We start from the raw sequence: 26,114 nt of genomic DNA, 5'->3' as shown, positions 1-26,114 counted from the left end.
CGAATTTCCTCACCCGTTTTTCACACACGAGCGCCGATGAAGCCGATCCGCTACGCCATCGTTCCGAAGCAACCCGCCGCCCATCTCTTCGAAGTCACCGTCACGGTCGCCGAACCCGATCCGGCGGGCCAGCGCTTCATGTTGCCCGTGTGGATTCCGGGCAGCTACATGGTCCGCGAGTTCGCGCGCAACATCGTCACGCTGCGCGCGTTCAACGACGCGGGCCGCAAGGTGCGCGTCGAAAAAACCGACAAGCACGCGTGGCAGGCGGCGCCCGTCAAAGGCGCGCTGACGCTGCGCTACGAGGTGTATGCGTGGGACATGTCGGTACGCGCCGCGCATCTCGACGACACGACGGGCTTTTTCAACGGCACGAGCGTGTTTCTGTCGCCGCTCGGTTTCGAAGACGCGCCGTGCGTCGTCGATATCCAGAAGCCGGCGGGTCCGCAGTTCCGCAACTGGCGCGTCGCGACGGCGCTGACGGAAGCGCGCGGCACGAAGCGCTATGGCTTCGGCGAATACTCGGCGCAGAACTACGACGAACTGATCGATCATCCCGTCACGCTCGGCGAATTCGAACTCGCGACGTTCAAGGCGCACGGCGTGCCGCATGACATCGTGATTGCCGGACGCGTGGTCGGACTGGACATGGTGCGGCTGTCGGCGGATTTGCAGCGCGTGTGCGAAGCGCAGATCGCGCTGTTCGAGCCGCGCGCGAAGAAGGCGCCGATGGACCGCTACGTGTTCATGACGCAGGCCGTCACAGATGGCTACGGCGGGCTGGAGCATCGCGCGTCGACGGCGCTGATCTGCAACCGCGCGGATTTGCCCGTCACGGGCCGCGACGAAACGACGGACGGCTATCGCACGTATCTCGGTCTGTGCAGCCATGAATACTTCCACACGTGGAACGTGAAGCGCATCAAGCCGGCGACGTTCGCGCCGTACGATCTGACGCAAGAGAACTACACGACGCTGCTGTGGCTGTTCGAAGGCTTCACGTCGTATTACGACGATCTTATGCTGGTGCGCAGCGGTCTGATCAAGGACACCGACTACTTCACGCTGCTCGGCAAGACGATCGGCGGCGTGCTGCGCGGCAGCGGGCGTCTGAAGCAGACGGTCGCCGAAAGCTCGTTCGACGCATGGGTCAAGTACTACCGCCAGGACGAGAACGCGTCGAACGCGATCGTCAGCTATTACACGAAGGGCTCGCTCGTCGCGCTCGCGTTCGATCTGACGATTCGCGCGCAAACGCAGAACCGCAAATCGCTCGATGACGTGATGCGTCTGCTGTGGCAGCGCTACGGACGCGATTTCTACAAGGGCAAGGGACAGGGCATCGAAGAGTCCGACGTCGAGGCGCTGTTCGCCGAAGCGACGGGCGCCGATTTGTCCGATCTTTTCGCGGAAGGGGTGCGCGGCACGCGCGATCTGCCGCTCGAAGCGCTGCTCGCGCCGTTCGGCGTGACCGTCGAGCCGGACGTCGATCCGAAGGGCAAGCCGTCGCTCGGCGCGCGCGTGCGCGGCGGCGCGGATTGCACGCTGGCGGCGGTGCATGACGGCAGCGCGGCGCAGAAGGCCGGTCTGTCGGCCGGCGACGTGCTGATTGCCGTCGACGGCCTGCGCGTGACGGGCTCGAATCTCGACACGCTGCTGTCGCGCTATCAGCCGGGCGCGAAGGTCGAGGTGCATGCGTTCCGGCGCGACGAGCTGCGCGTCGCGCAGGTCAAGCTGGATGGCCCGGAAGTCTCGCGCTACAAGCTCGCCGCGAACGACAAGCGCGCGTCGGCCGTGACGGCGCGCAAGCGCTGGCTCGGCAAGTAACAGCAAAAAGCGGCCAAACCGGGAGGCGGATTGTTCTATCGTTGCAACAATCCGTCGCCGCCGCGGTACTTTTTCCCAGGCGGGTAAAAAAACACAATGGCTCCACTCGCGCAACACAGCGCGCCCCTCACTGGAGTCACAGATGACCACGATCCTGCAAATCAACTCGTCGGCTCGCTCGCAAGGCGCTCAATCGACGCTGCTCGCCAACGAACTGACGGCAAAGCTGCAACAATCGAATCCGGGCGCGCAAGTCGTCGTCCGCAATCTGCACGAAGACGCGTTGCCGCACCTCGACGACGCGATTCTCGGCGCATTCTTCACGCCGGCAGAACAGCGCACGGCCGAACAGCAAGCGATTGCAGCGCGCAGCGAAGCGCTGATCGCCGAACTGCAAGCCGCCGACATCGTCGTGATCGGCGCACCGCTGTACAACTTCGGTATCTCGTCGCAACTGAAGACGTACTTCGACTTCATCGCTCGTGCCGGCATCACGTTCAAGTACGGCGCGAACGGTCCGGAAGGCCTCGTGAAGGGCAAGAAGGTATTCGTGGTTTCGGCCCGCGGCGGCAAGTACATCGGCACGCCGGGTGACTCGCAGACGCCTTACCTGACGACGTTCCTCGGCTTCCTCGGTATGACGGACGTGAACTTCATCTACGCGGAAGGCCTGAACATGGGCCCGGACGCAGCGAGCGCGGCACTGGCCGGCGCACGCGAAGCAATCGCCGCAGCGTAAGCGCGCGACGCTCGTTCAATAAAAAACGCCACGGAATGTCGATTCCGTGGCGTTTTGCTTTGTGATGTTTGAGGCGTGAGGTGTGGCGCTTTTCAGGCGAAGACTTCGCCCGTTTCCGGCAAGCGCCAGTCGATAGCCTGACGGCCGTGCGTTTCGAGAAACTCATTGGCGAGCGCGAAATGCCGGCATCCTAGAAAGCCTCGATGCGCTGACAGCGGCGAAGGATGCGGCGCTTCCAGCACGCAATGGGACTTGCCTTCGAGCAGCGCACGCTTGGCCTGCGCGTGCGCGCCCCACAGCATGAACACGAGCCCTTCGTGACGCATCGCGAGTTCGTGGATCAGCGTGTCGGTGCATTTTTCCCAGCCGCGTTTCGCGTGGCTCGCCGCGCGATCGCGTTCGACCGTCAGCACCGTGTTGAGCAGCAGCACGCCTTGTCGCGCCCAGGCGTCGAGGCAGCCGTGCTGCGGCGTTTCATAGCCGAGACTCGCGGCGATTTCCTTGAAGATGTTGCGCAGCGACGGCGGCGGACGCACCGAAGGCGGCACCGAGAACGCGAGTCCATGCGCCTGCGGCGTGCCGCGATCTTCGCCGTGATATGGATCCTGGCCGAGAATCACGACCTTGACGTCGTCGGGGCTGGTTAGGCGCAGCGCGCGGAACACGTCGGCGGGATAGACGGTCTTGCCGTCCGCACGCTCGCCGTCGACGAAACGGCACAACGGCGCGTACGTGTCGCTGTCGATAAACGGCTTCAGATGCGCGCGCCATGCTGGCGGCAACGCTTCGAATTGCGATTCGAGCGTCTGGATGTCGACAGTTGGAGTTGGAGCTGCGGCGTTGGTGTCGTCGTCGGTGAAGAGCGACGGCTGCGTCGGCGGAGTGCGGGAGCGTTTGGCGGAATTCATGGCGGGCTAGTGTGGCAGCAAACGCGCACGCGCTCAAGGTTCGTCGCGTTCGCTTGCATGTTTGCCGCCGCGTTCTGCCCGCGTAGTGGGTTACTTCGAGCCGCCTTCGCGCAGACGATAGCCGCGCTGCGCCTTGCTCACGTCATCGGGACGCAAGCCATGAACGGCGTTCGCCAGTTCCGCCGACAACGTGTTCAGCGCGCTCGCCTCGCCGTGCTTCAGTTCCAGCTCGACTTCGCAGATCGGCGCACGACGCTGTTCGCCGTTCACGTCGGCGAGAACTTCGCCTTGATCGATGGCCGCTTCGATATCCGCGCCGTCGACGCTCACATGCCAGATCGTGCGCGAGAAATTCGTGCTGAACAGATGAATCAGTTCGTCACGCGCGCTGCGCAGCGCTTCTTTCGACGGCTCGTCGTCGCACGCTTCGAGCAGCGCGTCGATTTCGAGCGCGTTGCCTTTGACGGGCATTTCCCACTCGTGCCGGCTGTGCAAACCGCCCGTCGACGTGCCGACTGTCTTGTACGTCTGCAGCCAGCCGTCCGGCGTGCGGCGCACGCGCACCGCGCTTTTCGCGCGCGCGAGCGTCAGCGACGGCGTGTCGAAATAGCTGTTTTCCAGCGTGATCGTGCGGCCCGCGCCGCCTGCACGCTGAATGAACCATTGCGTGGCCGCGCCGACCTGATCGGTCGGCAGCGCCAGCTTGATCTCGTGTTCCATGCCCATCGCCAGACTCGCTTTTGACGTTCGCCGAACTCAGAAGAACATTCGCGCAAGTTCTGCGCCCGGCTCTTCCGCGCGCATGAACGCCTCGCCGACGAGGAACGAGTTCACGTCCATCGCGCGCATCCGCTCGACGTCGACGCGCGACAGGATGCCCGATTCCGTCACGACGATCCGGTCGTCCGGCATCATCTCGAGCAGGCCGAGCGTCGTGTCGATCGACGTTTCGAACGTGCGCAGATTGCGGTTGTTCACGCCGATCAGCGGCGTTTTCAGCGTCAAGGCTTCGACCAGTTCGTTCTTGTCGTGCACTTCGACGAGCACCGCGAGACCGAGCGAGTGCGCATACGCTTCGAGATCCTGCATCTGCGAGGTTTCGAGCGCGGCGACGATCAGCAGGATCGCGTCCGCGCCCATCGCGCGCGCTTCGAGGATCTGATACGGATCGACGATGAAGTCCTTGCGCAGCACGGGCAACTGGCACGCGGCGCGCGCTTCTTCCAGGTACTGCGCGCTGCCCTGGAAGAACTGCACGTCGGTCAGCACAGACAGACACGCCGCGCCGTGCTTCGCGTACGAGCGCGCGATGTCGGCAGGGACGAAGTTGTCGCGCAGCACGCCTTTCGACGGGCTCGCCTTCTTGACCTCGGCGATTACGGCCGCGAGACCGGCTTCGTGCTTCGCGCGGATCGCGCCGACGAAATCGCGCAGATCGCGCGAGGATGCCTGCAGACGCAGCTCTTCGAGCGGCGCGCTTTGCTGCGCGACGCGCACTTCTTCGCGCTTGACGCCGATGATGCGGTCGAGAATATCGCTCATGTGAATTCCGTTACTTGATCAATGCTTGAACTGCTGCGTGAAGCGGACCAGCTCGTCGACTTTCGCGCGCGCCTTGCCGCTCGCGATCGCTTCGCGCGCCATCAGGATGCCGTCGGCGATCGACTCCGCGACGTTCGCCGCGTACAGCGCCGTGCCCGCGTTCAGCGTGACGATTTCGCGCGCGACGCCCGGCTTGTTGTCGAGCGCTTCGAGCAGCAGCACCTTCGATTCCGTCGCGTCGGCCACTTTCAGCGTCCGGTTCGACACCATCTGCATGCCGAAGTCCTCGGGGTGAATCTCGTACTCGGTCACTTGACCGTTACGCAGTTCGCCGACCTGTGTCGCCGCGCCCAGCGACACCTCGTCCATGCCGTCCATACCATACACGACCAGCACGTGTTGTGCGCCGAGCCGCTGCATCACGCGAACCTGAATGCCGACGAGGTCCGGGTGAAACACGCCTTGCAGCTGGTTTGGCGCGCCGGCGGGGTTCGTTAGCGGCCCGAGGATGTTGAAGATGGTCCGCACACCGAGTTCGCGGCGCACGGGCGCGATGTTCTTCATGGCGGGATGATGGTTCGGCGCGAACATGAAGCCCATGCCCGTTTCGGCGATCGACGCCGCCACCTGTTCCGGCTGCAGATCGATATTGACGCCGAGCGCTTCGAGCACGTCTGCACTGCCTGACTTGCTCGATACGCCCCGGTTGCCGTGCTTCGCGACCTTCGCGCCCGCTGCCGCCGACACGAACATCGTGGCCGTCGAAATATTGAACGTATGCGAACCGTCGCCGCCCGTGCCGACGATATCGACGAAGTTCGAGTTGTCCTGCACGTCGACGTGACGTGCGAACTCACGCATCACCGTGGCGGCCGCGGTGATTTCGCCGATGGTCTCTTTTTTGACGCGCAAGCCGGTGATGATCGCAGCTGCCATCACGGGCGACATGTCGCCGCGCATGATGAGGCGCATCAGGTGCAGCATTTCGTCGTGGAAAATCTCGCGATGCTCGATCGTGCGTTGCAGCGCTTCCTGGGGCGTAATCATGATGACGTCTCCTTTTTTATTCAGGCGCTGCGTGCCGCAGTTTTCGACTGCTTCACGAAGTTTTCGAGCAGGGCGTGGCCGTGTTCCGACAGGATCGATTCCGGATGGAACTGCACGCCTTCCACGGCGAGCGTCTTGTGACGCACGCCCATGATTTCGCCGTCGTCGGTCCATGCGGACACTTCGAGGCAATCGGGCAGCGATTCGCGTTCGATAGCGAGCGAGTGATAGCGCGTGACGGTGAAATGCTTCGGCAGGTCGGCGAATACGCCTTTGCAATCGGTTTCGATCTGGCTCACCTTGCCGTGCATGATGGTCTGCGCGCGCACCACACGGCCGCCGAACGCTTCGCCGATCGCCTGATGGCCGAGGCACACGCCGAGAATCGGATACTTGCCGGAAAATTCGCGCAGCACGTCGAGCGTGATGCCCGCGTGTTGCGGATTGCTCGGTCCCGGCGACAGGCAGATGCGCTCGGGGTTGAGCTTCGCGATCTCGTCGAGGGTGATTTCGTCGTTGCGATAGGTCCGCACGTCTTCGCCGAATTCGCCGAAGTACTGGACCAGGTTATAGGTGAACGAGTCGTAGTTGTCGATCATCAGCAGCATGGTCAGTCTCCGTCAGAAGTCGCTATCGAGGCCGTCTTGGACCTGCTCGGCGGCGCGCAGCACGGCGCGCGCCTTGTTTTCGGTCTCTTGCCATTCGGATTCGGGCACCGAGTCGGCGACCACGCCCGCTGCCGCCTGAACATACAGATTGCCGTTGCAGATCACGCCCGTGCGGATCGTGATGGCGAGATCCATTTCGCCCGTGAACGACAGATAACCGACGGCGCCGCCGTACAGGCCGCGCTTCACGGGTTCGAGTTCGTCGATCAGTTCCATCGCGCGAACCTTCGGCGCGCCCGACAGCGTGCCCGCCGGGAATGTTGCGCGCAGCACGTCGAAATTGGTCATGCCCGGTTTCAGCTTGCCTTCGACGGAACTCACGATGTGCTGCACGTGCGAGTACTTTTCGATCACCATCTTGTCGGTCACGACAACCGAGCCGATTTCCGCGATACGGCCCACGTCGTTGCGCGCGAGGTCGATCAGCATCACGTGCTCTGCGATTTCCTTCGGGTCGTTCAGCAGTTCGGTGGCGAGTTCGGTATCGCGCTCGGGCGTGTTGCCGCGCGGACGCGTGCCCGCGAGCGGACGGATCGTGACGATACGGTCTTCGTTGCGCTTTTCCTGACGCACCAGAATTTCCGGCGACGCGCCCACCACATGGAATTCGCCGAAGTTGTAGTAGTACATGTACGGCGAAGGATTCAGCGAACGCAGCGCGCGATACAGCGACAGCGGATTGTCACGGTACGGTTTGGTCAGACGCTGGCCGACCTGCACCTGCATCAGTTCGCCTGCGGCGATGTATTCCTTCGCCTTGCGTACGGCGGCGAGGTAATCGTCCTTCTTGAACTCGCGGAAAATTTCAGTGCGCACGCTCGCCGACGTAACGGGCGGCTGCACGGTCGTGCGCAGACGCTGCTTCAGATCGCGCAGACGCTGTTTGGCGCGCGTGTAGGCTTCGGGCGTGGTCGGATCGGCGTAGATCACGAGATACAGCTTGCCTGCGAGGTTGTCGATGACGGCGACTTCTTCCGTCAGCAGCAACTGGATGTCGGGCAGGTTCAGATCGTCGGGCGGGGCCGTGTGCGCGAGCTTCTTTTCGATGTAGCGCACGGCGTCGTAGCCGAAGTAGCCCGCCAGACCGCCCGCGAAACGCGGCAGCCCCGGACGCAGCGCAACCTTGAAGCGCTTCTGGAACTGCTGGATGAATTCGAGCGGATCGCCGTCGTGCGTCTCGACGACCTTGCCGTCCTTTACGACTTCCGTCACGCCGTTGCTCGTGCGGATCAGCGTGCGCGCCGGCAGGCCGATGAACGAGTAGCGGCCGAAGCGCTCGCCGCCCACCACCGATTCGAGCAGAAACGAGTTCGCGCCGTTGCGCTCGGTCTGCGCGAGCTTCAGATACAGCGAGAGCGGCGTTTCGAGGTCGGCCAGCGCTTCGGCGATCAGCGGGATGCGATTGAAGCCCTCGTTGGCGAGGGACTGAAATTCGAGTTCGGTCATGTTCCGATCCTGTTCGTGTGTCCGGCGGTGTGGTGCGTCGGACATGGCATGGCTGCGTTACCGGTCGAATGTGCTCGTCACAGGTAAAGAAACCGGCGCGCGCTTACCCGACGACGCATGCACGGCTTCACAGCACGACGATAGTACGCAAGGTACGCGACGGCTAGCTGAAACTCGATACAGCGAGGTTGTACCGGTCGAAACCGGCAGGTCGGGAAAAGCGCGGAAGCGCAGCGAATGAAAAAACGGGTGCCAAAGACGAGCTTCAGCGTACCTCAGGGCGAGGTATCAGCGCGACCAGCGACGCCAGGGCCAGGCTCCCCGGTCGATCGTGCTCAGACTCCGTTTTTTATTCAGAAACATGAGGAAGACTTTGATTAAGTCGAATGATTAAGTGCCGCCTGAGCGGCGCTCGTTTTACTGCTTGTTTGCTGCATTGTGCGCTGCGATCGCCTTGGCGGCGCCCAACAGCGACACAACTATACCATCCGATTTTATGGTTTGCACAGCTTCGCCGTGGTTATAGCCATATGGCACAGTCAACGTCGACATCCCGGCCGCGCGGCCCGCGAACGCATCGTTCTGCGAATCGCCGATAGCGACGGCGTCCTGCGGCGACACGCCGAGGCGTTCGCAGGCCGTCAGCATCGGCAGCGGATCGGGCTTTTTCGCCGCGACGCTGTCGCCGCCCAAAACGACGCTGAAGTAGCGCAGCAGTCCGTGATGCTCGAGCAGTTGCGTCGCGAAGCGATGCGGCTTGTTGGTCACGCACGCGAGCTCAAGGCCGGCTTCGCGCAACGCGATCAACCCCGCTTCGACGTCGGGATAGAGCCGCGTGTGCAGACCGTTGATCTTCGCGTACTCCTCCTGATAGATCGCGAGCGCCTCGTCGAAACGCGACTGCGCCAGATCGGCCTCGAAGCGCGGCGCGAGCACGCTGCGAATCAGGTGCTCGGAGCCTTTGCCGACGTAGTCGATGACTTCCTCGCGCGTGGTTTCTTCCGCGTCGAACTGGGCGAGCATGCCGTTCAGCGAAGCAGTGAAGTCGTCGGCGGTATCGACCATCGTGCCGTCGAGATCGACGATGGCCGCGCGGATCTTGCCGGCCGTGAACGCGGGAGCGGGGAAAAGAGGCGTCGATTCCATCTCAGCGCTCGACCGATGCCAGCGCACCGCGCATCTTGTCGATGATCGTCTTGTAGTCGGGATGGCCGAAGATCGCCGAGCCTGCCACGAACGTATCCGCGCCCGCTGCCGCGATTTCCGCGATGTTGTCGGCCTTGACGCCGCCGTCCACTTCGAGATGGATCTCGCGGCCGGTCTTTTCCTTGTACGCGTCGATTTTCGCGCGTGCCTCGCGCAGCTTGTTCAGCGCCTCGGGGATGAACGACTGCCCGCCGAAGCCCGGATTCACCGACATGATCAGCACGAGATCCAGCTTGTCCATCACGTGATCGAGGTAGTTCAGCGGCGTCGCGGGGTTGAACACGAGGCCGGCCTTGCAGCCGTGATCGCGGATCAGCGACAGCGTGCGGTCGATGTGGTCCGAGCCTTCCGGATGGAAGCTGATCACGTTCGCACCGGCTTTCGCGAAGTCGGGCACGATGCGGTCGACGGGGCGCACCATCAGATGCACGTCGATGGGCACGTTCACGTGCGGGCGGATCGCCTCGCACACGAGCGGTCCGATCGTCAGGTTCGGCACGTAATGGTTGTCCATCACATCGAAGTGAATCCAGTCGGCGCCGGCGGCGACGACGTTGCGGACTTCTTCGCCGAGCCGCGAGAAATCGGCGGACAGGATGCTGGGAGCGATGCGGAATTGAGTCATGGCGTGGGGTGGGGCGGGAGACAGAAAGCGCTATTTTAGCGCTGGCGGACGCGCCGCGGCCTCGGGCGCATCATGCGCGCAGCTCGGTTGGCGTAATCTTCTCGGGCCTTGTCCTGTTGGCCAATGCGGTTGCGGGTCCGCGCGGCATCAAGCAGAATGCCAAACCATGTCAACGCCCTGTGCGGGCACGCCGCCATTCGCGCGCGAACCGCCAGCACACGGCCTCGCGCGGATCCTTCGCGCGCTTCGCTCACTATCGGAATCAGCATGAGTCAGTACGAATTCAGCGTGGCTTCCCAAGTGCGGTACATCGCCGAAGAGTCGGACCCGGAGCATCGGAAATACGCTTTCGCCTACACGCTCACCATCCGCAATACGGGCCAGGTGACCGCGCAGCTAATCGCGCGCCACTGGGTGATTACAGATAGCGAAAATCGCGTTCAGGAAGTGAAAGGCCTGGGCGTGGTCGGGCATCAGCCTTTGCTGAAGCCGGGCGAGCAGTTCGAGTACACCAGCTATGCGGTGATCGCGACGCCCGTCGGCACGATGCGCGGCGAGTACTTTTGCGTGGCGGAAGACGGCGAGCGCTGGGACGCGCCCGTGCCGGAATTCGTTCTGCGCATGCCGCGCACGCTGCATTGAACGGAAAGCGCTGCGCGCAGTCAGTTAGCGACGCGGCTGTTGCTGCGGCGGGACCGCTTTTGCGTCCTGCTTCTGGCGTGCGGCATTCTTTTTCTTGCCGGACGCTGTCCACACAACGATGAAAATCAGCAGGAAAAGCGCTACGAGCGATTCGAGCGCGAAGATGAGCATCGGGTATTCGTCGAACAGATCAGACATGGCAGTTTCCATCGAGAACAATCATTGTATGCGCTTTGCCCGTCGGACCGTTGCGTGGGCGGGCGCCTTGTCACTGGCCGTGTTGCTCGCGTCGTGCGGCGGCGGCGGCGTCGTACGTCCTTCCGTTTCGCCGCCCACGGGCGCCGCGATCATCCCCGGCCAGATCGCTTCGCAGCGGTTGACGGCCGTCGCCTGGCAACAGGTGCCGGGCTGGCAGGACGATTCGCTGATCGGCGCGGCTGCGGCGCTGCGCCAGAACTGCGCGCGCCTCGCGGCCCAGCCGACATGGCGGCGCGCCTGCGCAGCTGCGCTGATGCTGGACGACCTGGACGTAGCCAGCGCACGCACCTTTTTCGAAACCTACTTCACGCCGTTCCAGTTCGCCAACACCGACGGCTCGCTAGACGGACTCGTGACAGGCTACTACGAGCCCTTGCTGCGCGGATCGCGCGTGCGTCATGGCGTGTATCAGACGGCCTTGTACCGTTGGCCGTCTGCGTATCGTCCCGGTTCACCGATGCCGGCGCGTGCGCAACTCGAACGCTCGGGCGTGCTGAACGGCAATGAGCTGGTCTGGGTCGACGATCCCATCGAGGCCTTCTTCCTGCAGGTGCAAGGCTCGGGGCGCGTCGTGATGGAAGACGGCAGCGTGATGCGGGTCGGATTCGGCGGGACGAATAATCAGCCGTACAAGTCGATCGGCCGCTGGCTGCTCGATCGCGGCGAACTGACGCCGGCGCAGGCAACCATGCAAGGCATCAAGGGCTGGGCGCGTGCGAACCCGACGCGTGTCGATGCGCTGCTCGATACCAATCCGCGCTTCGTGTTTTTCCGCGAGATGCTGTCGAATGAGGCTGCGCCCGCGGGCGGCGCCGATGGCCCGATCGGTGCGCTGGGCGTGCCGCTCACGCCGGAGCGATCGATTGCCGTCGATCCGTCGTCGATTCCGCTCGGGACGCCCGTCTTCCTGCAGACAACGCGTCCGATGACGAACGCGCCGATGAATCGCCTGGTGTTCGCGCAGGACACCGGCTCGGCAATCAAGGGCGGCGTGCGTGCCGACTATTTCTGGGGACTCGGCGATGAAGCCGGGGATCTGGCCGGCAAGATGAAGCAGGCGGGTCGGATGTGGCTGCTGTTGCCCAACTCCTGATCTTGAGACGGAGCGGTTGCCTGTAACGGAAAAGCCCGACGGCAGATGTCATTGCCGTCGGGCTTTTGCTTTCTGTCAGCCAGTTGCGCTAGGCATCGACGCTTACGCGCCTGCCTTGCGCTTGTCGATCACACGACGCGCCTTACCCACCGACCGCTCGATACCATTCACGCCGAGCAGCACCACGTTCGCGGTGACGCCGATCAAGGCCTTGATGTCGTAAGCCAGCGCCTGTTTTGCCGCCGACAGTGCGGCCGTGTCGGGCGCGGTTTCCGGACATGGTTCGACGTTCAGCGTCATCACGTCCAGCGGGCCTTCCTTGGTCAGCACGATCTGATAGTGCGGCGCGAGCGCGTTCTGCTTGAGCAGCAACTCTTCGATCTGCGTCGGGAACACGTTGACGCCGCGGATGATCATCATGTCGTCCGAGCGGCCGGTGATCTTCTCCATGCGACGCATCGTGCGGGCCGTGCCGGGCAGCAGACGCGTGAGGTCGCGCGTGCGATAGCGGATGATCGGCAGCGCTTCCTTCGTTAGCGATGTGAACACCAGCTCGCCCAGTTCGCCGTCGGGCAGCACTTCGCCTGTCTCGGGGTCGATGATCTCGGGATAGAAATGGTCTTCCCAGATCGTCGGGCCGTCTTTGGTCTCGACGCATTCCGACGCCACACCCGGTCCCATCACTTCCGACAGGCCGTAAATATCGACGGCATCGATTCCCATGCGTTCCTCGATCGCGCGGCGCATGTCGTTGGTCCACGGCTCCGCGCCGAAGATGCCGATGCGCAGCGAGCAATCCTTGGGGTTGACGCCCTGGCGTTCCAGTTCGTCGGCGATCGACAGCATATAGCTCGGCGTCACCATGATGATGTCGGGACGGAAGTCCTGAATCAGTTGCACCTGTTTCTCGGTCTGTCCGCCGCCGAACGGAATGACAGTCAGGCCCGCGCGCTCGGCGCCATAGTGGGCGCCAAGACCGCCTGTGAAAAGGCCGTAGCCGTAGCTCACATGCACCTTGTCGCCGCGTCGCGCGCCCGCTGCGCGGATGGAGCGCGCGACGAGATTCGCCCAGTTGTCGATGTCGCGCGCCGTGTAGCCGACGACGGTTGGCTTACCCGTCGTTCCCGACGACGCGTGAATCCGCGAAATCTGTTCTTGCGGCACGGCAAACAGACCGAACGGATAGTTATCGCGCAGATCCTTCTTGGTGGTGAACGGGAAGCGCGACAGGTCGGAAAGCGTCTTGACTTCAGACGGGTGAACGCCCGCTTCGTCGAACTTGCGCCGGTAGACGGGCGAATTTTCGTATGCGTGCGTGAGCGACCATTTCAGCCGTTCAAGCTGCAGCGCAGCGAGTTCGTCGCGGCTCGCCTTTTCGATCGGGTCGAGCGGGAGCGGGTTAGTCATCGAATGTCTCCTTGCTTTCAGAATAGGATGCCGCCGCGCGAAAGGCGACGCAATTACTTGAAGGGGTGACGCTGCCCGTCAGTTGTCGACGGGGATCACCGTGCCTTTGATCTGCGCGGACTTGCCGCGAAACATTGCAACGGTCTCGTTTGCGCGATTCGTCACGCGAATGTCGTAGATGCCGTTGCGACCGCTCAATGTCTGCTCGACGGCTTCTGCCGTGAGGACGTCGTCACCTTGTACCGGGCGCAAAAACTCGATGGAGCAGCCTGCTGCGACGGTGTTGATGTTGTATGAGTTGCAGGCGAACGCGAATGCCGAGTCGGCCAGCGTGAACATCAGGCCTCCGTGGCAAATCTGATGGCCGTTCAGGAAGTCGGGCCGCACGTTCATGCGAAGGCGCGCATAACCGGCGCGCACTTCGAGGATTTCGATGCCGAGCGCCTTGCTGCAGGCGTCGTTTGCATACATGGCTTCGGCCGTTGCGCGGGCGAGTTCGTCGGGCGTCATTGTGTTGCTCAGGTCGGGTTGCGTGGACATGTCAGCGGCCTTCGAAGCGCGGTGCACGTTTTTCGATGAACGCGCGGACACCTTCGGAATAGTCATGCGACGCGCCTAGTTCACGTTGCATGTCGCGTTCGAGATCGAGTTGCTGATCGAGCGTTTGCGTCGCGCTGGAGCGCATCGCCTGCTTGATGGCGGCGATCGCGCGCGTGGGTTGTTGCGCGAGTTGCACTGCCAGCTTGCCGGCTGCAGCTTGCAGCTCGGTATCGTCGACGACTTGCCAGATGAGCCCCCAGCTTTCGGCCTTTTCGGCACTGAGCTTGTCGCCCGTGAGCGCCAGTCCCAACGCACGAGCCATGCCGACGCGCTGCGGCAGGAACCACGTGCCGCCCGAATCCGGCACCAGCCCGATTTTGACGAACGCCTGAATGAAGCTGGCGGAACGCGCAGCCAGAACCAGATCGCAGGCGAGCGCGAGATTCGCGCCCGCTCCCGCCGCGGTGCCATTCACTGCGGCGATAACGGGCAACGGCAGTGCTTGAAGACGGCGGATCAATGGATTGAAATGCTTGTCGATCAGGTCGCCGAGGTCCGTCATCGCGCCCGGCGTGAAGTCGAGATCGGCCAGATCCTGACCGGCGCAAAACCCGCGGCCCGCGCCAGTCAGTACGAGGGCACGAGCGCCCGAAGCCTCGACCTCGTCGAGCGCCGCGCTCAGTTCGTCATGCATCGCGCGCGTGAAACTGTTCAGCTTGTCAGGGCGGTTCAGCGTCACGGTGGCGACGCGCGTGGCCGCGTCGATGTCTACGCGGATCGCTTCATAGGGCATCGATTGTCTCCTCGTCTCCATAGGTTTCGAATCTCGGGCTGTTCAGACGCGCTCGATGGCGAGCGCGATGCCTTGGCCGACGCCGATGCACATCGTGCACAGGGCGTAACGGCCACTGGTGCGTTCGAGCTGATAGAGCGCCGTCGTAATCAGACGTGCGCCCGAAGCGCCGAGCGGGTGACCGAGCGCGATAGCGCCGCCGTTCGGATTCACTCGCGGATCGTCGTCGCGCAAACCGAGTTGACGCATGACGGCAAGACCTTGCGACGCAAATGCTTCGTTGAGTTCGATCACGTCGAACTGGTCGAGCGTCATATTGAGTTGCTTCAACAGCTTCTGCGTAGCGGGCGCCGGCCCGATACCCATGATGCGCGGCTCGACGCCGGCTGTGGCCATGCCGAGCACACGAGCGCGCCGACGCAGGCCGTACTGTTCAGAGGCTTCCCGGCCGGCAATCAGAAGTGCGCACGCGCCATCGTTGACGCCCGACGCGTTGCCCGCAGTGACGGAACCATCCGGACGTACAACGCCCTTCAGTTTGCCGAGCGCTTCGAGCGATGTTTCGCGCGGATGTTCGTCGAGCGTGACGCGGACCGGATCGCCCTTTTTTTGCGCAATTTCGACGGCCACGATTTCCTGTGCGAGCGTGCCGTCGCGTTGGGCGCGCGCTGCCTTCTCCTGGCTGCGCAGCGCGAACGCATCTTGATCTGCGCGGCTGATGTTGAAATCAACGGCGACGTTTTCTGCCGTTTCGGGCATCGAATCAACGCCGTGCGCGCGCTTCATTTGCGCGTTGACGAAGCGCCAGCCGATGGTCGTGTCGTAAATCTCCGATTGCCGGGAGAAGGCCGACGTTGCCTTGCCCATGACGAACGGCGCGCGCGTCATGCTTTCGACGCCGCCTGCGATCATCAGACGTGCCTCGCCCGCCTTGATCGCGCGGGCCGCCGAGCCGACTGCGTCCATGCCCGATCCGCAAAGCCGGTTGATCGTGGCGCCCGGGGCGTCTGTCGGCAAACCGGCGAGCAACGCGGACATGCGTGCGACGTTGCGATTGTCTTCCCCTGCCTGATTGGCGCAGCCGTAGATCACGTCGTCGAGCGCGCGCCAGTCTACGCCCGGATTCCGTTCGATCAGTGCCTTGATCGGGACAGCGCCGAGGTCGTCCGCGCGGACGTCTTTCAATGCGCCGCCATAGCGGCCGAAGGGAGTGCGGATCGCGTCACAGATAAAAGCGTCGGTCATGTCGGAGTTCCTGCGGAGAGAGGGCAGGCAATGCGCCGGCCCTTGGACTGCATGTTAGTTCGACGTTCGACGCATGTTCAGTCGGCCTGGAGTTATAGGCCAAAACGTCGGTCAAACGTCCTATATCGTTCAGCCGACTTACGCGGCGACGGCCTTCGGTTCAACATGAACCCGACTTTGAACGACGCGGAAGCGGTTCGCGACGAACGCGGCGTCGGCGAGCGCGGCATTTGCAGCCGGGTTGGCACCCGTCCCGTGGAAGTCCGAGAACGCTGCCGACTGATTGACGAATACGCCGCCCGTCAGGTTGATCGAGAGCGCGACGCCGCCTTGAATCGAGGCTTCCGTCGCTGCTTCGATTACTTTGTCGTCGGTGCTGTAGACGGAAAGCGTGAGCGCGCCGTGTTCGGCGGCGATGCGGCTGGCCAGTTCCAGCGACTGCGTGGTCGAGTCCGTCGCAATCACGAACGAGATCGGGCCGAACCATTCCTTCGTGAATTTAGGTTCGTCCGTTGCGGCGTCGAGTTGAAGAACAAGCGGCGTACGCACACGGGCGCCAGCGAACGCCGGGTGCTCGAGCGACTGGCTGTCCGCGAGAACGCGTCCGAGCTTGCGCGCTTCGTCGACGCGCTGCGCGACGCTGTCGTTCTGGATCGCGCCCAACAGTTCGACGGCGCGTGCCGGATCCGAGCCGAGCTTCTGGACTGCGCCGGCAATCGCTTCGGCGACTGCTTCGAACGTAATCGTGCCTTCGGCCGTGCGGATGCCGTCGCGCGGCACGTAGATGTTTTGTGGAGCCGTACACATCTGGCCCGAGTACAGCGCCAGCGAGAAAGCGATGTTGCGTGCGGCAGATTTGAGGTCATCGACAGAGTCGATCACGATCTGGTTCACGCCAGCTTTTTCGGTGAAGACTTGCGCCTGATGCGCGTTGCGTTCGAGCCAGGTGCCGTTCTGGGTGCTGCCCGTGAAGTCGATCAGCTTGATTTCGGGGCGCTGCGCAAGGGCTTGGACGAGTTCGCCGTCGTTCGGATCCGTTGCAAGCAAGGTCACGACGTTCGGATCGAAGCCGGCTTCGCGAAGCACATCACGCGCGACGCGGACAGTAATCGCGAGCGGCAGGATTGCACCCGGGTGCGGCTTGACGATCACGGTGTTGCCGGTCGCGAGGTCCGCGAAGAGGCCGGGATAGCCATTCCACGTCGGGAACGTGCAGCATCCGAGCACGAGGCCCGTGCCACGCGGCACGATGTTGAAGCGCTTCTGCATCGCAAGCGGGGGATTCTTGCCTTGCGGTTTCTCCCAGTGGGCATCTGCGGGAATCCGGCGCAGTTGATCCCAGGCATAGGTAACAGCTTCGAGCGCGCGATCCTGGGCGTGCGGGCCGCCCGCCTGGAAGGCCATCATGAAAGCCTGGCCGGTGGTGTGCATCACGCTATAGCCGATCTCGAAACTCAGGCGATTGATGCGAGCCAGAATTTCGAGGCTTACGCCGACCCAGGCTTTCGGGCCGGCTTCGCGCCATTGGCGCTGAGCTTGGGATGCCGCGGCGATGAGAGCGTCGGGATCCGATTTCGGGTAGCGGATGCCAAGAGGAAAGCCGAACGGCGATTGTTCCGCGCCGACTGTCTCGCCCGTGCTCGGTTGGTCAAGTTCGAAGGCCTTGTTCAAGTGCGCCTTGAAAGCCGACTCGCCGTCCGCATTGGCGGTTTCCCCGTACACTTTGGGACTCGGCATTTCGGAGTACGGGCTCCAGTAGCCGCGGGTCTCAATGGCGGCGAGTGCTTTCTGCAGCGTGTCTTCGTGCTTCGTAAAGAGTGAGTGGGTCATGGCGGGCAAGTTTCTGACTGAACGTGAGAAGGAACCTTGTCGATTTATTGACCGACCGGTTGGTTGGTGAATGTTAGCATTATTGGGATGCGGCGCGAGCCCCTTGCGCCTGCTGGTAAACACTTAGGAGGAGTGCATGACTTTCGAGAACATTCTGGTCGAGACACGTGGCCGCGTAGGTCTGATTACGCTGAATCGTCCGAAGGCGCTGAACGCGCTTAACGACGCTCTGATGGACGAGCTGGGGGAGGCGCTGCATGCGCTCGACTCGGATGAGAACATCGGCGCCATTGTCATTACCGGAAGCGAAAAGGCATTCGCTGCAGGCGCTGATATCGGAATGATGGCGACGTATTCCTATATGGATGTCTATAAGGGCGACTACATCACCAGGAATTGGGAGGCCATCCGATCCGTTCGCAAGCCGATCATTGCCGCGGTAGCTGGATTTGCGTTGGGAGGCGGCTGCGAGCTGGCGATGATGTGCGACATCATTCTCGCTGCGGACACCGCCAAGTTCGGTCAGCCGGAGATCAAGCTCGGCATCATGCCTGGAGCGGGCGGCACGCAGCGGTTGCCGCGGGCTGTGTCGAAAGCCAAGGCAATGGACCTGTGTTTAACGGCGCGGTTCATGGACGCCGCCGAGGCGGAGCGATCGGGATTGGTGTCGCGCGTGATTCCGGCTGCGAATCTGATTGATGAGGCAATCGCCGCGGCGACGACTATTGCCGAGTTTCCGATGCCGGCAGTGATGATGGTGAAGGAGTCGGTCAATCGCGCGTACGAGACGACGTTGGCTGAGGGAGTGCATTTCGAGCGCCGACTGTTCCACTCTCTTTTCGCGACCGAGGATCAGAAAGAGGGGATGGCAGCGTTCGTCGAGAAGCGTAAGCCTGTCTTCAAACATCGGTGATCGGATAAATCGAAAAAGCACTTGCAAGTGCCCGTGCAAGGGCCTAGAATTCCGCTCTTTCGCGCTGCGGACAACGCGGCGCGGGAGAAATGAGGAAGGGCGGGAAAGCCAGCATTGACGGGCTTTCCAGTTAAGTCGGCGGGTTAGGAAGTTAAAAAAACCGGTTGACGAGACGAAAAAGGTTCTTCATAATCTCGTTTCTCTGCTGCTGACGCAGCAACGCGGTGAAAGCAAGGCGCTTCCTGCGAATGTTCTTTAAAAACTAACAGCCGATAAGTGTGGGTGCTCGATGGCGGCGCACGGTGATCTTCGGGTTGCCGGATAGCGAAAGTAATCGAGTCTCACACGGAAGAAATTGAGGAAGGTTTGATGGAGTCGAAAGACTTGATCGAATCATCTGTCAGTGATTTTGAGTGAGCGACCGGGTTCGAAAGAGCCCGAAAAACAGTAACAGGTTTGAACTGAAGAGTTTGATCCTGGCTCAGATTGAACGCTGGCGGCATGCCTTACACATGCAAGTCGGACGGCAGCGCGGGGGCAACCCTGGCGGCGAGTGGCGAACGGGTGAGTAATACATCGGAACGTGTCCTGGAGTGGGGGATAGCCCGGCGAAAGCCGGATTAATACCGCATACGCTCGGGAGAGGAAAGCGGGGGATCTTCGGACCTCGCGCTCAAGGGGCGGCCGATGGCAGATTAGCTAGTTGGTGGGGTAAAGGCCTACCAAGGCGACGATCTGTAGCTGGTCTGAGAGGACGACCAGCCACACTGGGACTGAGACACGGCCCAGACTCCTACGGGAGGCAGCAGTGGGGAATTTTGGACAATGGGGGCAACCCTGATCCAGCAATGCCGCGTGTGTGAAGAAGGCCTTCGGGTTGTAAAGCACTTTTGTCCGGAAAGAAAACTTCGTCCCTAATACGGGTGGAGGATGACGGTACCGGAAGAATAAGCACCGGCTAACTACGTGCCAGCAGCCGCGGTAATACGTAGGGTGCGAGCGTTAATCGGAATTACTGGGCGTAAAGCGTGCGCAGGCGGTTCGCTAAGACCGATGTGAAATCCCCGGGCTTAACCTGGGAACTGCATTGGTGACTGGCGGGCTAGAGTATGGCAGAGGGGGGTAGAATTCCACGTGTAGCAGTGAAATGCGTAGAGATGTGGAGGAATACCGATGGCGAAGGCAGCCCCCTGGGCCAATACTGACGCTCATGCACGAAAGCGTGGGGAGCAAACAGGATTAGATACCCTGGTAGTCCACGCCCTAAACGATGTCAACTAGTTGTCGGGTCTTCATTGACTTGGTAACGTAGCTAACGCGTGAAGTTGACCGCCTGGGGAGTACGGTCGCAAGATTAAAACTCAAAGGAATTGACGGGGACCCGCACAAGCGGTGGATGATGTGGATTAATTCGATGCAACGCGAAAAACCTTACCTACCCTTGACATGTACGGAATCCTGCTGAGAGGTGGGAGTGCCCGAAAGGGAGCCGTAACACAGGTGCTGCATGGCTGTCGTCAGCTCGTGTCGTGAGATGTTGGGTTAAGTCCCGCAACGAGCGCAACCCTTGTCCCTAGTTGCTACGCAAGAGCACTCTAGGGAGACTGCCGGTGACAAACCGGAGGAAGGTGGGGATGACGTCAAGTCCTCATGGCCCTTATGGGTAGGGCTTCACACGTCATACAATGGTCGGAACAGAGGGTTGCCAAGCCGCGAGGTGGAGCCAATCCCAGAAAACCGATCGTAGTCCGGATCGCAGTCTGCAACTCGACTGCGTGAAGCTGGAATCGCTAGTAATCGCGGATCAGCATGCCGCGGTGAATACGTTCCCGGGTCTTGTACACACCGCCCGTCACACCATGGGAGTGGGTTTTACCAGAAGTGGCTAGTCTAACCGCAAGGAGGACGGTCACCACGGTAGGATTCATGACTGGGGTGAAGTCGTAACAAGGTAGCCGTATCGGAAGGTGCGGCTGGATCACCTCCTTTCCAGAGCTAGCGTTTCAAAGTTGAGCGCTCACACTTGTCGGCTGTTGTTTGAAGACAGGCTCAGGGGTCTGTAGCTCAGTCGGTTAGAGCACCGTCTTGATAAGGCGGGGGTCGATGGTTCGAATCCATCCAGACCCACCAACGCCTTGTCTGGTGCGGTTGATGATAACCGGCTGGAATACCTCTGTGCGCTGTATGACTGGGGGATTAGCTCAGCTGGGAGAGCACCTGCTTTGCAAGCAGGGGGTCGTCGGTTCGATCCCGTCATCCTCCACCAATTCCCAATGCACAGTGTTCTGCTGAAGCAGAAGACTTCGCATTGGCAATTGAGCCAGTCAGAGCGGTATCTGGCAGTAGCGGATATCGGCTGTCGTTCTTTAACAATCAGGAAGAAGTAGTAAAGAGATTCACGAAAGTGTACTTAGAGATGGGTGCATGAGTAGGTGAATCAGGGTTGTGATTGTATCGAAAGTATTTTTGAGTTCATCGAAAGACGAACCTGGAATACGGCACAACGCGAAAACTCAACCTGTAGCGGATGATCTTGCAGTGAGCAATCATTGGGAGACACACCCGTTATAGGGTCAAGCGAACAAGTGCATGTGGTGGATGCCTTGGCGATCACAGGCGATGAAGGACGCGGTAGCCTGCGAAAAGCGGAGGGGAGCTGGCAAACGAGCTTTGATCCTCCGATATCCGAATGGGGAAACCCGGCCCGAATGGGTCACCCGCAGCTGAATACATAGGCTGTGTGGAGCGAACGCGGTGAACTGAAACATCTAAGTAACCGCAGGAAAAGAAATCAACCGAGATTCCCAAAGTAGTGGCGAGCGAAATGGGACCAGCCTGTACTCTTTATCTTCGTTGTTAGCCAAACGCTCTGGAAAGTGCGGCCATAGTGGGTGATAGCCCCGTAGGCGAAAACAGCGAGGAAGAACTAGGTGTACGACAAGTAGGGCGGGACACGTGAAATCCTGTCTGAAGATGGGGGGACCATCCTCCAAGGCTAAATACTCGTGATCGACCGATAGTGAACCAGTACCGTGAGGGAAAGGCGAAAAGAACCCCGGGAGGGGAGTGAAACAGATCCTGAAACCGCATGCATACAAACAGTCGGAGCCTCGCAAGGGGTGACGGCGTACCTTTTGTATAATGGGTCAGCGACTTACATTCAGTGGCGAGCTTAACCGATTAGGGCAGGCGTAGCGAAAGCGAGTCCGAACAGGGCGATTCAGTCGCTGGGTGTAGACCCGAAACCAGGTGATCTATCCATGGCCAGGATGAAGGTGCGGTAACACGTACTGGAGGTCCGAACCCACTAACGTTGAAAAGTTAGGGGATGAGCTGTGGATAGGGGTGAAAGGCTAAACAAACCTGGAAATAGCTGGTTCTCTCCGAAAACTATTTAGGTAGTGCCTCGTGTATCACCTTCGGGGGTAGAGCACTGTCATGGTTGATGGGTCCATTGCGGATTACGTCGCCATAGCAAACTCCGAATACCGAAGAGTGCAATCACGGGAGACAGACATCGGGTGCTAACGTCCGGTGTCAAGAGGGAAACAACCCAGACCGCCAGCTAAGGTCCCCAAATATGACTAAGTGGGAAACGAAGTGGGAAGGCTAAAACAGTCAGGAGGTTGGCTTAGAAGCAGCCACCCTTTAAAGAAAGCGTAATAGCTCACTGATCGAGTCGTCCTGCGCGGAAGATGTAACGGGGCTAAGTCATATACCGAAGCTGCGGATGCACATTTATGTGCATGGTAGGAGAGCGTTCCGTAAGCCTGCGAAGGTGCGTTGAAAAGCGTGCTGGAGGTATCGGAAGTGCGAATGCTGACATGAGTAGCGATAAAGGGGGTGAAAGGCCCCCTCGCCGTAAGCCCAAGGTTTCCTACGCAACGTTCATCGGCGTAGGGTGAGTCGGCCCCTAAGGCGAGGCAGAAATGCGTAGCTGATGGGAAGCAGGTCAATATTCCTGCACCAGTGTGAAATGCGATGGGGGGACGGATCGCGGAAGGTTGTCCGGGTGTTGGAAGTCCCGGTCGCTGCGTTGGAGAAGGTGCTCTGGCAAATCCGGGCACGGGATTCAAGGGCGTGGCGCGAGCTCCTTCGGGAGCGAAGCAATCGGAAGGGGTTCCAGGAAAAGCCTCTAAGCTTCAGTTTCACATTGACCGTACCGCAAACCGACACAGGTGGGCGAGATGAGTATTCTAAGGCGCTTGAGAGAACTCGGGAGAAGGAACTCGGCAAATTGGTACCGTAACTTCGGGATAAGGTACGCCCCTGTAGCTTGACGCCCCTGCGGGCGAAGGGTGAAGGGGTTGCAATAAACTGGTGGCTGCGACTGTTTAATAAAAACACAGCACTCTGCAAACACGAAAGTGGACGTATAGGGTGTGACGCCTGCCCGGTGCCGGAAGATTAAATGATGGGGTGCAAGCTCTTGATTGAAGTCCCGGTAAACGGCGGCCGTAACTATAACGGTCCTAAGGTAGCGAAATTCCTTGTCGGGTAAGTTCCGACCTGCACGAATGGCGTAACGATGGCCACACTGTCTCCTCCCGAGACTCAGCGAAGTTGAAGTGTTTGTGATGATGCAATCTCCCCGCGGCTAGACGGAAAGACCCCATGAACCTTTACTGTAGCTTTGCATTGGACTTTGAACCGATCTGTGTAGGATAGGTGGGAGGCTATGAAGCGGGAACGCCAGTTTCCGTGGAGCCGTCCTTGAAATACCACCCTGGTTTGTTTGAGGTTCTAACCTTGGCCCGTGATCCGGGTCGGGGACAGTGCATGGTGGGCAGTTTGACTGGGGCGGTCTCCTCCCAAAGTGTAACGGAGGAGTACGAAGGTACGCTAGGTACGGTCGGAAATCGTGCTGATAGTGCAATGGCATAAGCGTGCTTAACTGCGAGACCGACAAGTCGAGCAGGTGCGAAAGCAGGTCATAGTGATCCGGTGGTTCTGTATGGAAGGGCCATCGCTCAACGGATAAAAGGTACTCTGGGGATAACAGGCTGATACCGCCCAAGAGTTCATATCGACGGCGGTGTTTGGCACCTCGATGTCGGCTCATCTCATCCTGGGGCTGTAGCCGGTCCCAAGGGTATGGCTGTTCGCCATTTAAAGAGGTACGTGAGCTGGGTTTAAAACGTCGTGAGACAGTTTGGTCCCTATCTGCCGTGGGCGCTGGATATTTGAAGGGGGCTGCTCCTAGTACGAGAGGACCGGAGTGGACGAACCTCTGGTGTACCGGTTGTCACGCCAGTGGCATCGCCGGGTAGCTATGTTCGGAAGAGATAACCGCTGAAAGCATCTAAGCGGGAAACTCGCCTTAAGATGAGATATCCCCGGGGCTTCGAGCCCCTTGAAGGGTCGTTCAAGACCAGGACGTTGATAGGTCAGGTGTGGAAGCGCAGTAATGCGTTAAGCTAACTGATACTAATTGCCCGTAAGGCTTGATCCTATAACAGGTGTGTTTCGTTTCGGGTTAGCGCTTTAGCGCTTAGCCGGAACAACCCCCGAAGGGGGCACGGAATGCAGGATGTTTGAGAGATCGTTGTTGTGCCAGACTAAACAACACATCCCACACTCTTTACGCTTCTTCCAGATTGGCTGTGGCGCCAGGTTGACTTCAACCCGCGCGACGCAGCAACCCGTCATGCCTGATGACCATAGCGAGTCGGTACCACCCCTTCCCATCCCGAACAGGACCGTGAAACGACTCCACGCCGATGATAGTGCGGATTGCCCGTGTGAAAGTAGGTAATCGTCAGGCTCCTTACCCAGACAAGACCCCGCCCTCAAAAGCGGGGTCTTGGCGTTTCTACAGACGAAGTTCTGGCGCTCCAATTGCAAGGCGCAAACCCGCAAACCAACTGGCCGTTGCGCTGCAGAGCCAAGCGAGTTCCGCATGTAGCTCCCGCAGCGGCAACAGCTTCACGATTCGCTCGACAGCGTGCATCGCTGAATCAGCACTTTCCGCTCGACGTCCACTGCGAGCAATTCATTCACGCTACGTACTCACACAGCGTGCACGCCAGGCATCATCTGCCTACTCCGCCGCCAAAAACTTCTGCGCCAACCGAACCCAATACGTAGCCCCAACCGGCAGCAGTTCGTCATTGAAATCGTAACTCGCGTTGTGCAGCATGCACGGACCTGCGCCATGTCCAGCTTCCCGATGGCCGCCCTCTCCGTTGCCAAGAAACGCGTAGCATCCCGGTTTCGCTAGCAACATGAACGAAAAGTCTTCCGCGCCCATTGTCGGCTCCACGGAGTCGTCCACATTTTCGTCTCCAACTACTTCCCTCATCACGCTCGCCGCAAACTGTGCTTCCTTGCTGCTATTGATCGTCGGCGGATAGTTACGATGGAAGGTCATTTCGACGGAACACTCGTACGCTTCAGCCGTGCTTTGCACGATCTTTCGCATGCGTGACTCGATCAGATCGAGCGTCTCCGTCGTGAAAGTCCGCACCGTACCCGCAAGCCATGCTTGATCGGGAACGACGTTGACGGCATCGCCGGCATGGATTTGCGTGATCGAAAGAACGGCCGTATCGAGCGGCTTCTTGTTACGCGTGATCACGCTTTGCAGTCCATTCGCGATCTGCACCGCGGTGAAAACCGGGTCGCGTCCGTTATGCGGCAAAGCCGCGTGTGAACCTACGCCTTTGATTTCAATGCGGAATTCATTGCTCGAAGCCATAATCGGGCCTTCCGTCACGCCGAAGTGCCCGGCCGGCATGCCCGGCCAGTTGTGGATGCCGAACACGGCATCGACGGGAAAGCGCGTGAACAGGCCGTCTTCGATCATCGCTTGCGCGCCGGCACCGCCTTCTTCGGCAGGCTGGAAAATGAACACGATCGTGCCGTCAAAATCGCCATGTTTTGCGAGATGCCGCGCCGCGCCGAGCAACATGGCCGTATGTCCGTCGTGACCGCACGCGTGCATTTTTCCTTCGTTTTTCGAGCGGTGATCGAACGTATTCAATTCCTGAATAGGCAGCGCGTCCATGTCGGCACGCAAGCCGATCGATTTGGTTCCTGTGCCACGCTTGAGCACACCGACGACGCCGGTTTTACCGATTCCCTCATGCACCTCGATGCCCCATCCGGCCAGCGTCTTGGCGACTAACGACGCAGTCTGCGTCTCTTCGTATCGCAATTCCGGATTGGCGTGGATGGTTCGTCGGAGGGTCTGAATTTCGCCGCGAGCGGCTTGGATTTCGGGGAGTAGTTTCATGATGAATTGAGTGTCTGGCTGGGAGCAGTGTGATCCGGACAGTCGATCCCGGAGAAAGTCAAAATCGATTCTACGCCCATCCCCATTTTTGACGGTCATGTGTCAAATCTGAAGGCCAGAACGTAATAAAATCAACACCTTCATCCGCGCA

At 60.6% G+C, this 26,114-nt stretch carries 20 protein-coding genes, 2 tRNA genes and 3 rRNA genes; 10 read left to right on the top strand and 15 right to left on the bottom strand.

Going from position 1 to position 26,114, the window contains the following annotated elements:
• The first annotated feature begins 36 nt into the window (after positions 1–36).
• A complete protein-coding gene (locus tag QEN71_RS27585) occupies positions 37–1,827 on the top strand; it encodes a M61 family metallopeptidase (RefSeq protein WP_201655594.1) in 1,791 nt (596 codons plus the stop codon).
• A gap of 142 nt (positions 1,828–1,969) precedes the next feature.
• Positions 1,970–2,566, top strand: a complete 597-nt coding sequence (locus QEN71_RS27580) for an FMN-dependent NADH-azoreductase (protein ID WP_201655597.1) — start codon at positions 1,970–1,972, stop codon at positions 2,564–2,566.
• Between the two features lie 92 nt (positions 2,567–2,658).
• On the opposite strand, the gene QEN71_RS27575 is transcribed toward QEN71_RS27580, so the two are convergent.
• From QEN71_RS27575 to rpe, 8 genes are all read right to left on the bottom strand, one after another.
• Positions 2,659–3,474 carry a uracil-DNA glycosylase gene (locus QEN71_RS27575; RefSeq protein WP_201655600.1) on the bottom strand — a complete coding sequence of 272 codons (816 nt, stop codon included), beginning with the start codon at positions 3,472–3,474 and terminating at the stop codon, positions 2,659–2,661.
• Positions 3,475–3,564: 90 nt separating this feature from the next.
• Positions 3,565–4,200 (bottom strand): CYTH domain-containing protein, encoded by a 636-nt coding sequence (locus tag QEN71_RS27570; protein WP_201655602.1) that lies wholly within the window; start codon positions 4,198–4,200, stop codon positions 3,565–3,567.
• Positions 4,201–4,230: 30 nt separating this feature from the next.
• A complete protein-coding gene (trpC, locus tag QEN71_RS27565) occupies positions 4,231–5,016 on the bottom strand; it encodes an indole-3-glycerol phosphate synthase TrpC (RefSeq protein ID WP_201655605.1) in 786 nt (261 codons plus the stop codon).
• 18 nt (positions 5,017–5,034) lie between these two features.
• Positions 5,035–6,066 carry an anthranilate phosphoribosyltransferase gene (trpD, locus tag QEN71_RS27560; RefSeq protein WP_201655651.1) on the bottom strand — a complete coding sequence of 344 codons (1,032 nt, stop codon included), beginning with the start codon at positions 6,064–6,066 and terminating at the stop codon, positions 5,035–5,037.
• 17 nt (positions 6,067–6,083) lie between these two features.
• Positions 6,084–6,671, bottom strand: coding sequence for an aminodeoxychorismate/anthranilate synthase component II (locus QEN71_RS27555; RefSeq protein ID WP_201655608.1), 588 nt, complete (start codon positions 6,669–6,671; stop codon positions 6,084–6,086).
• Positions 6,672–6,683: 12 nt separating this feature from the next.
• Positions 6,684–8,177, bottom strand: coding sequence for an anthranilate synthase component I (gene trpE, locus QEN71_RS27550; protein WP_201655610.1), 1,494 nt, complete (start codon positions 8,175–8,177; stop codon positions 6,684–6,686).
• 417 nt (positions 8,178–8,594) lie between these two features.
• Positions 8,595–9,323 carry a phosphoglycolate phosphatase gene (locus QEN71_RS27545; protein ID WP_201655613.1) on the bottom strand — a complete coding sequence of 243 codons (729 nt, stop codon included), beginning with the start codon at positions 9,321–9,323 and terminating at the stop codon, positions 8,595–8,597.
• Between the two features lies 1 nt (position 9,324).
• Complete coding sequence (rpe, locus tag QEN71_RS27540) at positions 9,325–10,008, bottom strand: ribulose-phosphate 3-epimerase (protein ID WP_201655616.1); 684 nt, start codon at positions 10,006–10,008, stop codon at positions 9,325–9,327.
• A 267-nt stretch (positions 10,009–10,275) separates the two neighbouring features.
• Here rpe and apaG point away from each other — a divergent pair, with 267 nt between their 5' ends.
• Positions 10,276–10,650 carry a Co2+/Mg2+ efflux protein ApaG gene (gene apaG, locus QEN71_RS27535; protein WP_028369623.1) on the top strand — a complete coding sequence of 125 codons (375 nt, stop codon included), beginning with the start codon at positions 10,276–10,278 and terminating at the stop codon, positions 10,648–10,650.
• A 24-nt stretch (positions 10,651–10,674) separates the two neighbouring features.
• Here apaG and QEN71_RS27530 read toward each other — a convergent pair whose 3' ends face one another.
• Positions 10,675–10,848: a hypothetical protein gene (locus tag QEN71_RS27530; RefSeq protein ID WP_201655619.1), complete on the bottom strand. Its 174-nt coding sequence runs from the start codon at positions 10,846–10,848 to the stop codon at positions 10,675–10,677.
• Here QEN71_RS27530 and mltA point away from each other — a divergent pair.
• Positions 10,769–12,001 carry a murein transglycosylase A gene (gene mltA, locus QEN71_RS27525; protein ID WP_201655622.1) on the top strand — a complete coding sequence of 411 codons (1,233 nt, stop codon included), beginning with the start codon at positions 10,769–10,771 and terminating at the stop codon, positions 11,999–12,001. The genes QEN71_RS27530 and mltA overlap by 80 nt on opposite strands.
• A 102-nt stretch (positions 12,002–12,103) precedes the next feature.
• Here mltA and paaK read toward each other — a convergent pair whose 3' ends face one another.
• The 5 genes from paaK to paaN form a co-directional block, all read right to left on the bottom strand.
• Positions 12,104–13,408, bottom strand: coding sequence for a phenylacetate--CoA ligase PaaK (gene paaK / locus QEN71_RS27520; RefSeq protein ID WP_201655628.1), 1,305 nt, complete (start codon positions 13,406–13,408; stop codon positions 12,104–12,106).
• Between the two features lie 78 nt (positions 13,409–13,486).
• Positions 13,487–13,948: a hydroxyphenylacetyl-CoA thioesterase PaaI gene (gene paaI, locus QEN71_RS27515; RefSeq protein ID WP_201655631.1), complete on the bottom strand. Its 462-nt coding sequence runs from the start codon at positions 13,946–13,948 to the stop codon at positions 13,487–13,489.
• Between the two features lies 1 nt (position 13,949).
• Complete coding sequence (paaG, locus tag QEN71_RS27510; RefSeq protein ID WP_201655634.1) at positions 13,950–14,741, bottom strand: 2-(1,2-epoxy-1,2-dihydrophenyl)acetyl-CoA isomerase PaaG; 792 nt, start codon at positions 14,739–14,741, stop codon at positions 13,950–13,952.
• A gap of 42 nt (positions 14,742–14,783) precedes the next feature.
• The gene (pcaF, locus tag QEN71_RS27505) at positions 14,784–15,986 is read right to left on the bottom strand and encodes a 3-oxoadipyl-CoA thiolase (protein WP_201655637.1); all 1,203 of its coding nucleotides are present in this window, start codon (positions 15,984–15,986) and stop codon (positions 14,784–14,786) included.
• Positions 15,987–16,124: 138 nt separating this feature from the next.
• Positions 16,125–17,816 (bottom strand): phenylacetic acid degradation protein PaaN, encoded by a 1,692-nt coding sequence (paaN, locus tag QEN71_RS27500; RefSeq protein ID WP_201655639.1) that lies wholly within the window; start codon positions 17,814–17,816, stop codon positions 16,125–16,127.
• Positions 17,817–17,952: 136 nt separating this feature from the next.
• Here paaN and QEN71_RS27495 point away from each other — a divergent pair, with 136 nt between their 5' ends.
• From QEN71_RS27495 to rrf, 6 genes are all read left to right on the top strand, one after another.
• The gene (locus QEN71_RS27495; protein ID WP_201655642.1) at positions 17,953–18,729 is read left to right on the top strand and encodes an enoyl-CoA hydratase; all 777 of its coding nucleotides are present in this window, start codon (positions 17,953–17,955) and stop codon (positions 18,727–18,729) included.
• A gap of 458 nt (positions 18,730–19,187) precedes the next feature.
• Positions 19,188–20,718: ribosomal RNA gene (locus QEN71_RS27490) — 16S ribosomal RNA — on the top strand.
• A 64-nt stretch (positions 20,719–20,782) separates the two neighbouring features.
• Positions 20,783–20,859 (top strand) — tRNA-Ile (locus tag QEN71_RS27485).
• 60 nt (positions 20,860–20,919) lie between these two features.
• Positions 20,920–20,995 (top strand) — tRNA-Ala (locus QEN71_RS27480).
• A 305-nt stretch (positions 20,996–21,300) separates the two neighbouring features.
• Positions 21,301–24,181: ribosomal RNA gene (locus tag QEN71_RS27475) — 23S ribosomal RNA — on the top strand.
• 198 nt (positions 24,182–24,379) lie between these two features.
• Positions 24,380–24,493: ribosomal RNA gene (gene rrf, locus QEN71_RS27470) — 5S ribosomal RNA — on the top strand.
• Together the 16S, 23S and 5S rRNA genes with 2 tRNA genes alongside form the textbook arrangement of a ribosomal RNA operon.
• Positions 24,494–24,769: 276 nt before the next feature.
• Here the strand turns inward: rrf and QEN71_RS27465 are convergent.
• Positions 24,770–25,963 carry a M20 aminoacylase family protein gene (locus tag QEN71_RS27465; protein WP_201656062.1) on the bottom strand — a complete coding sequence of 398 codons (1,194 nt, stop codon included), beginning with the start codon at positions 25,961–25,963 and terminating at the stop codon, positions 24,770–24,772.
• Positions 25,964–26,114: the final 151 nt, after the last annotated feature.

Source organism: Paraburkholderia sabiae (genome assembly GCF_030412785.1).
In the GTDB taxonomy this organism is placed as follows: domain Bacteria; phylum Pseudomonadota; class Gammaproteobacteria; order Burkholderiales; family Burkholderiaceae; genus Paraburkholderia; species Paraburkholderia sabiae.
The sequence above is the reverse complement of the archived record's forward strand: the minus strand, read 5'-3'. Positions and strand labels throughout refer to the sequence as shown.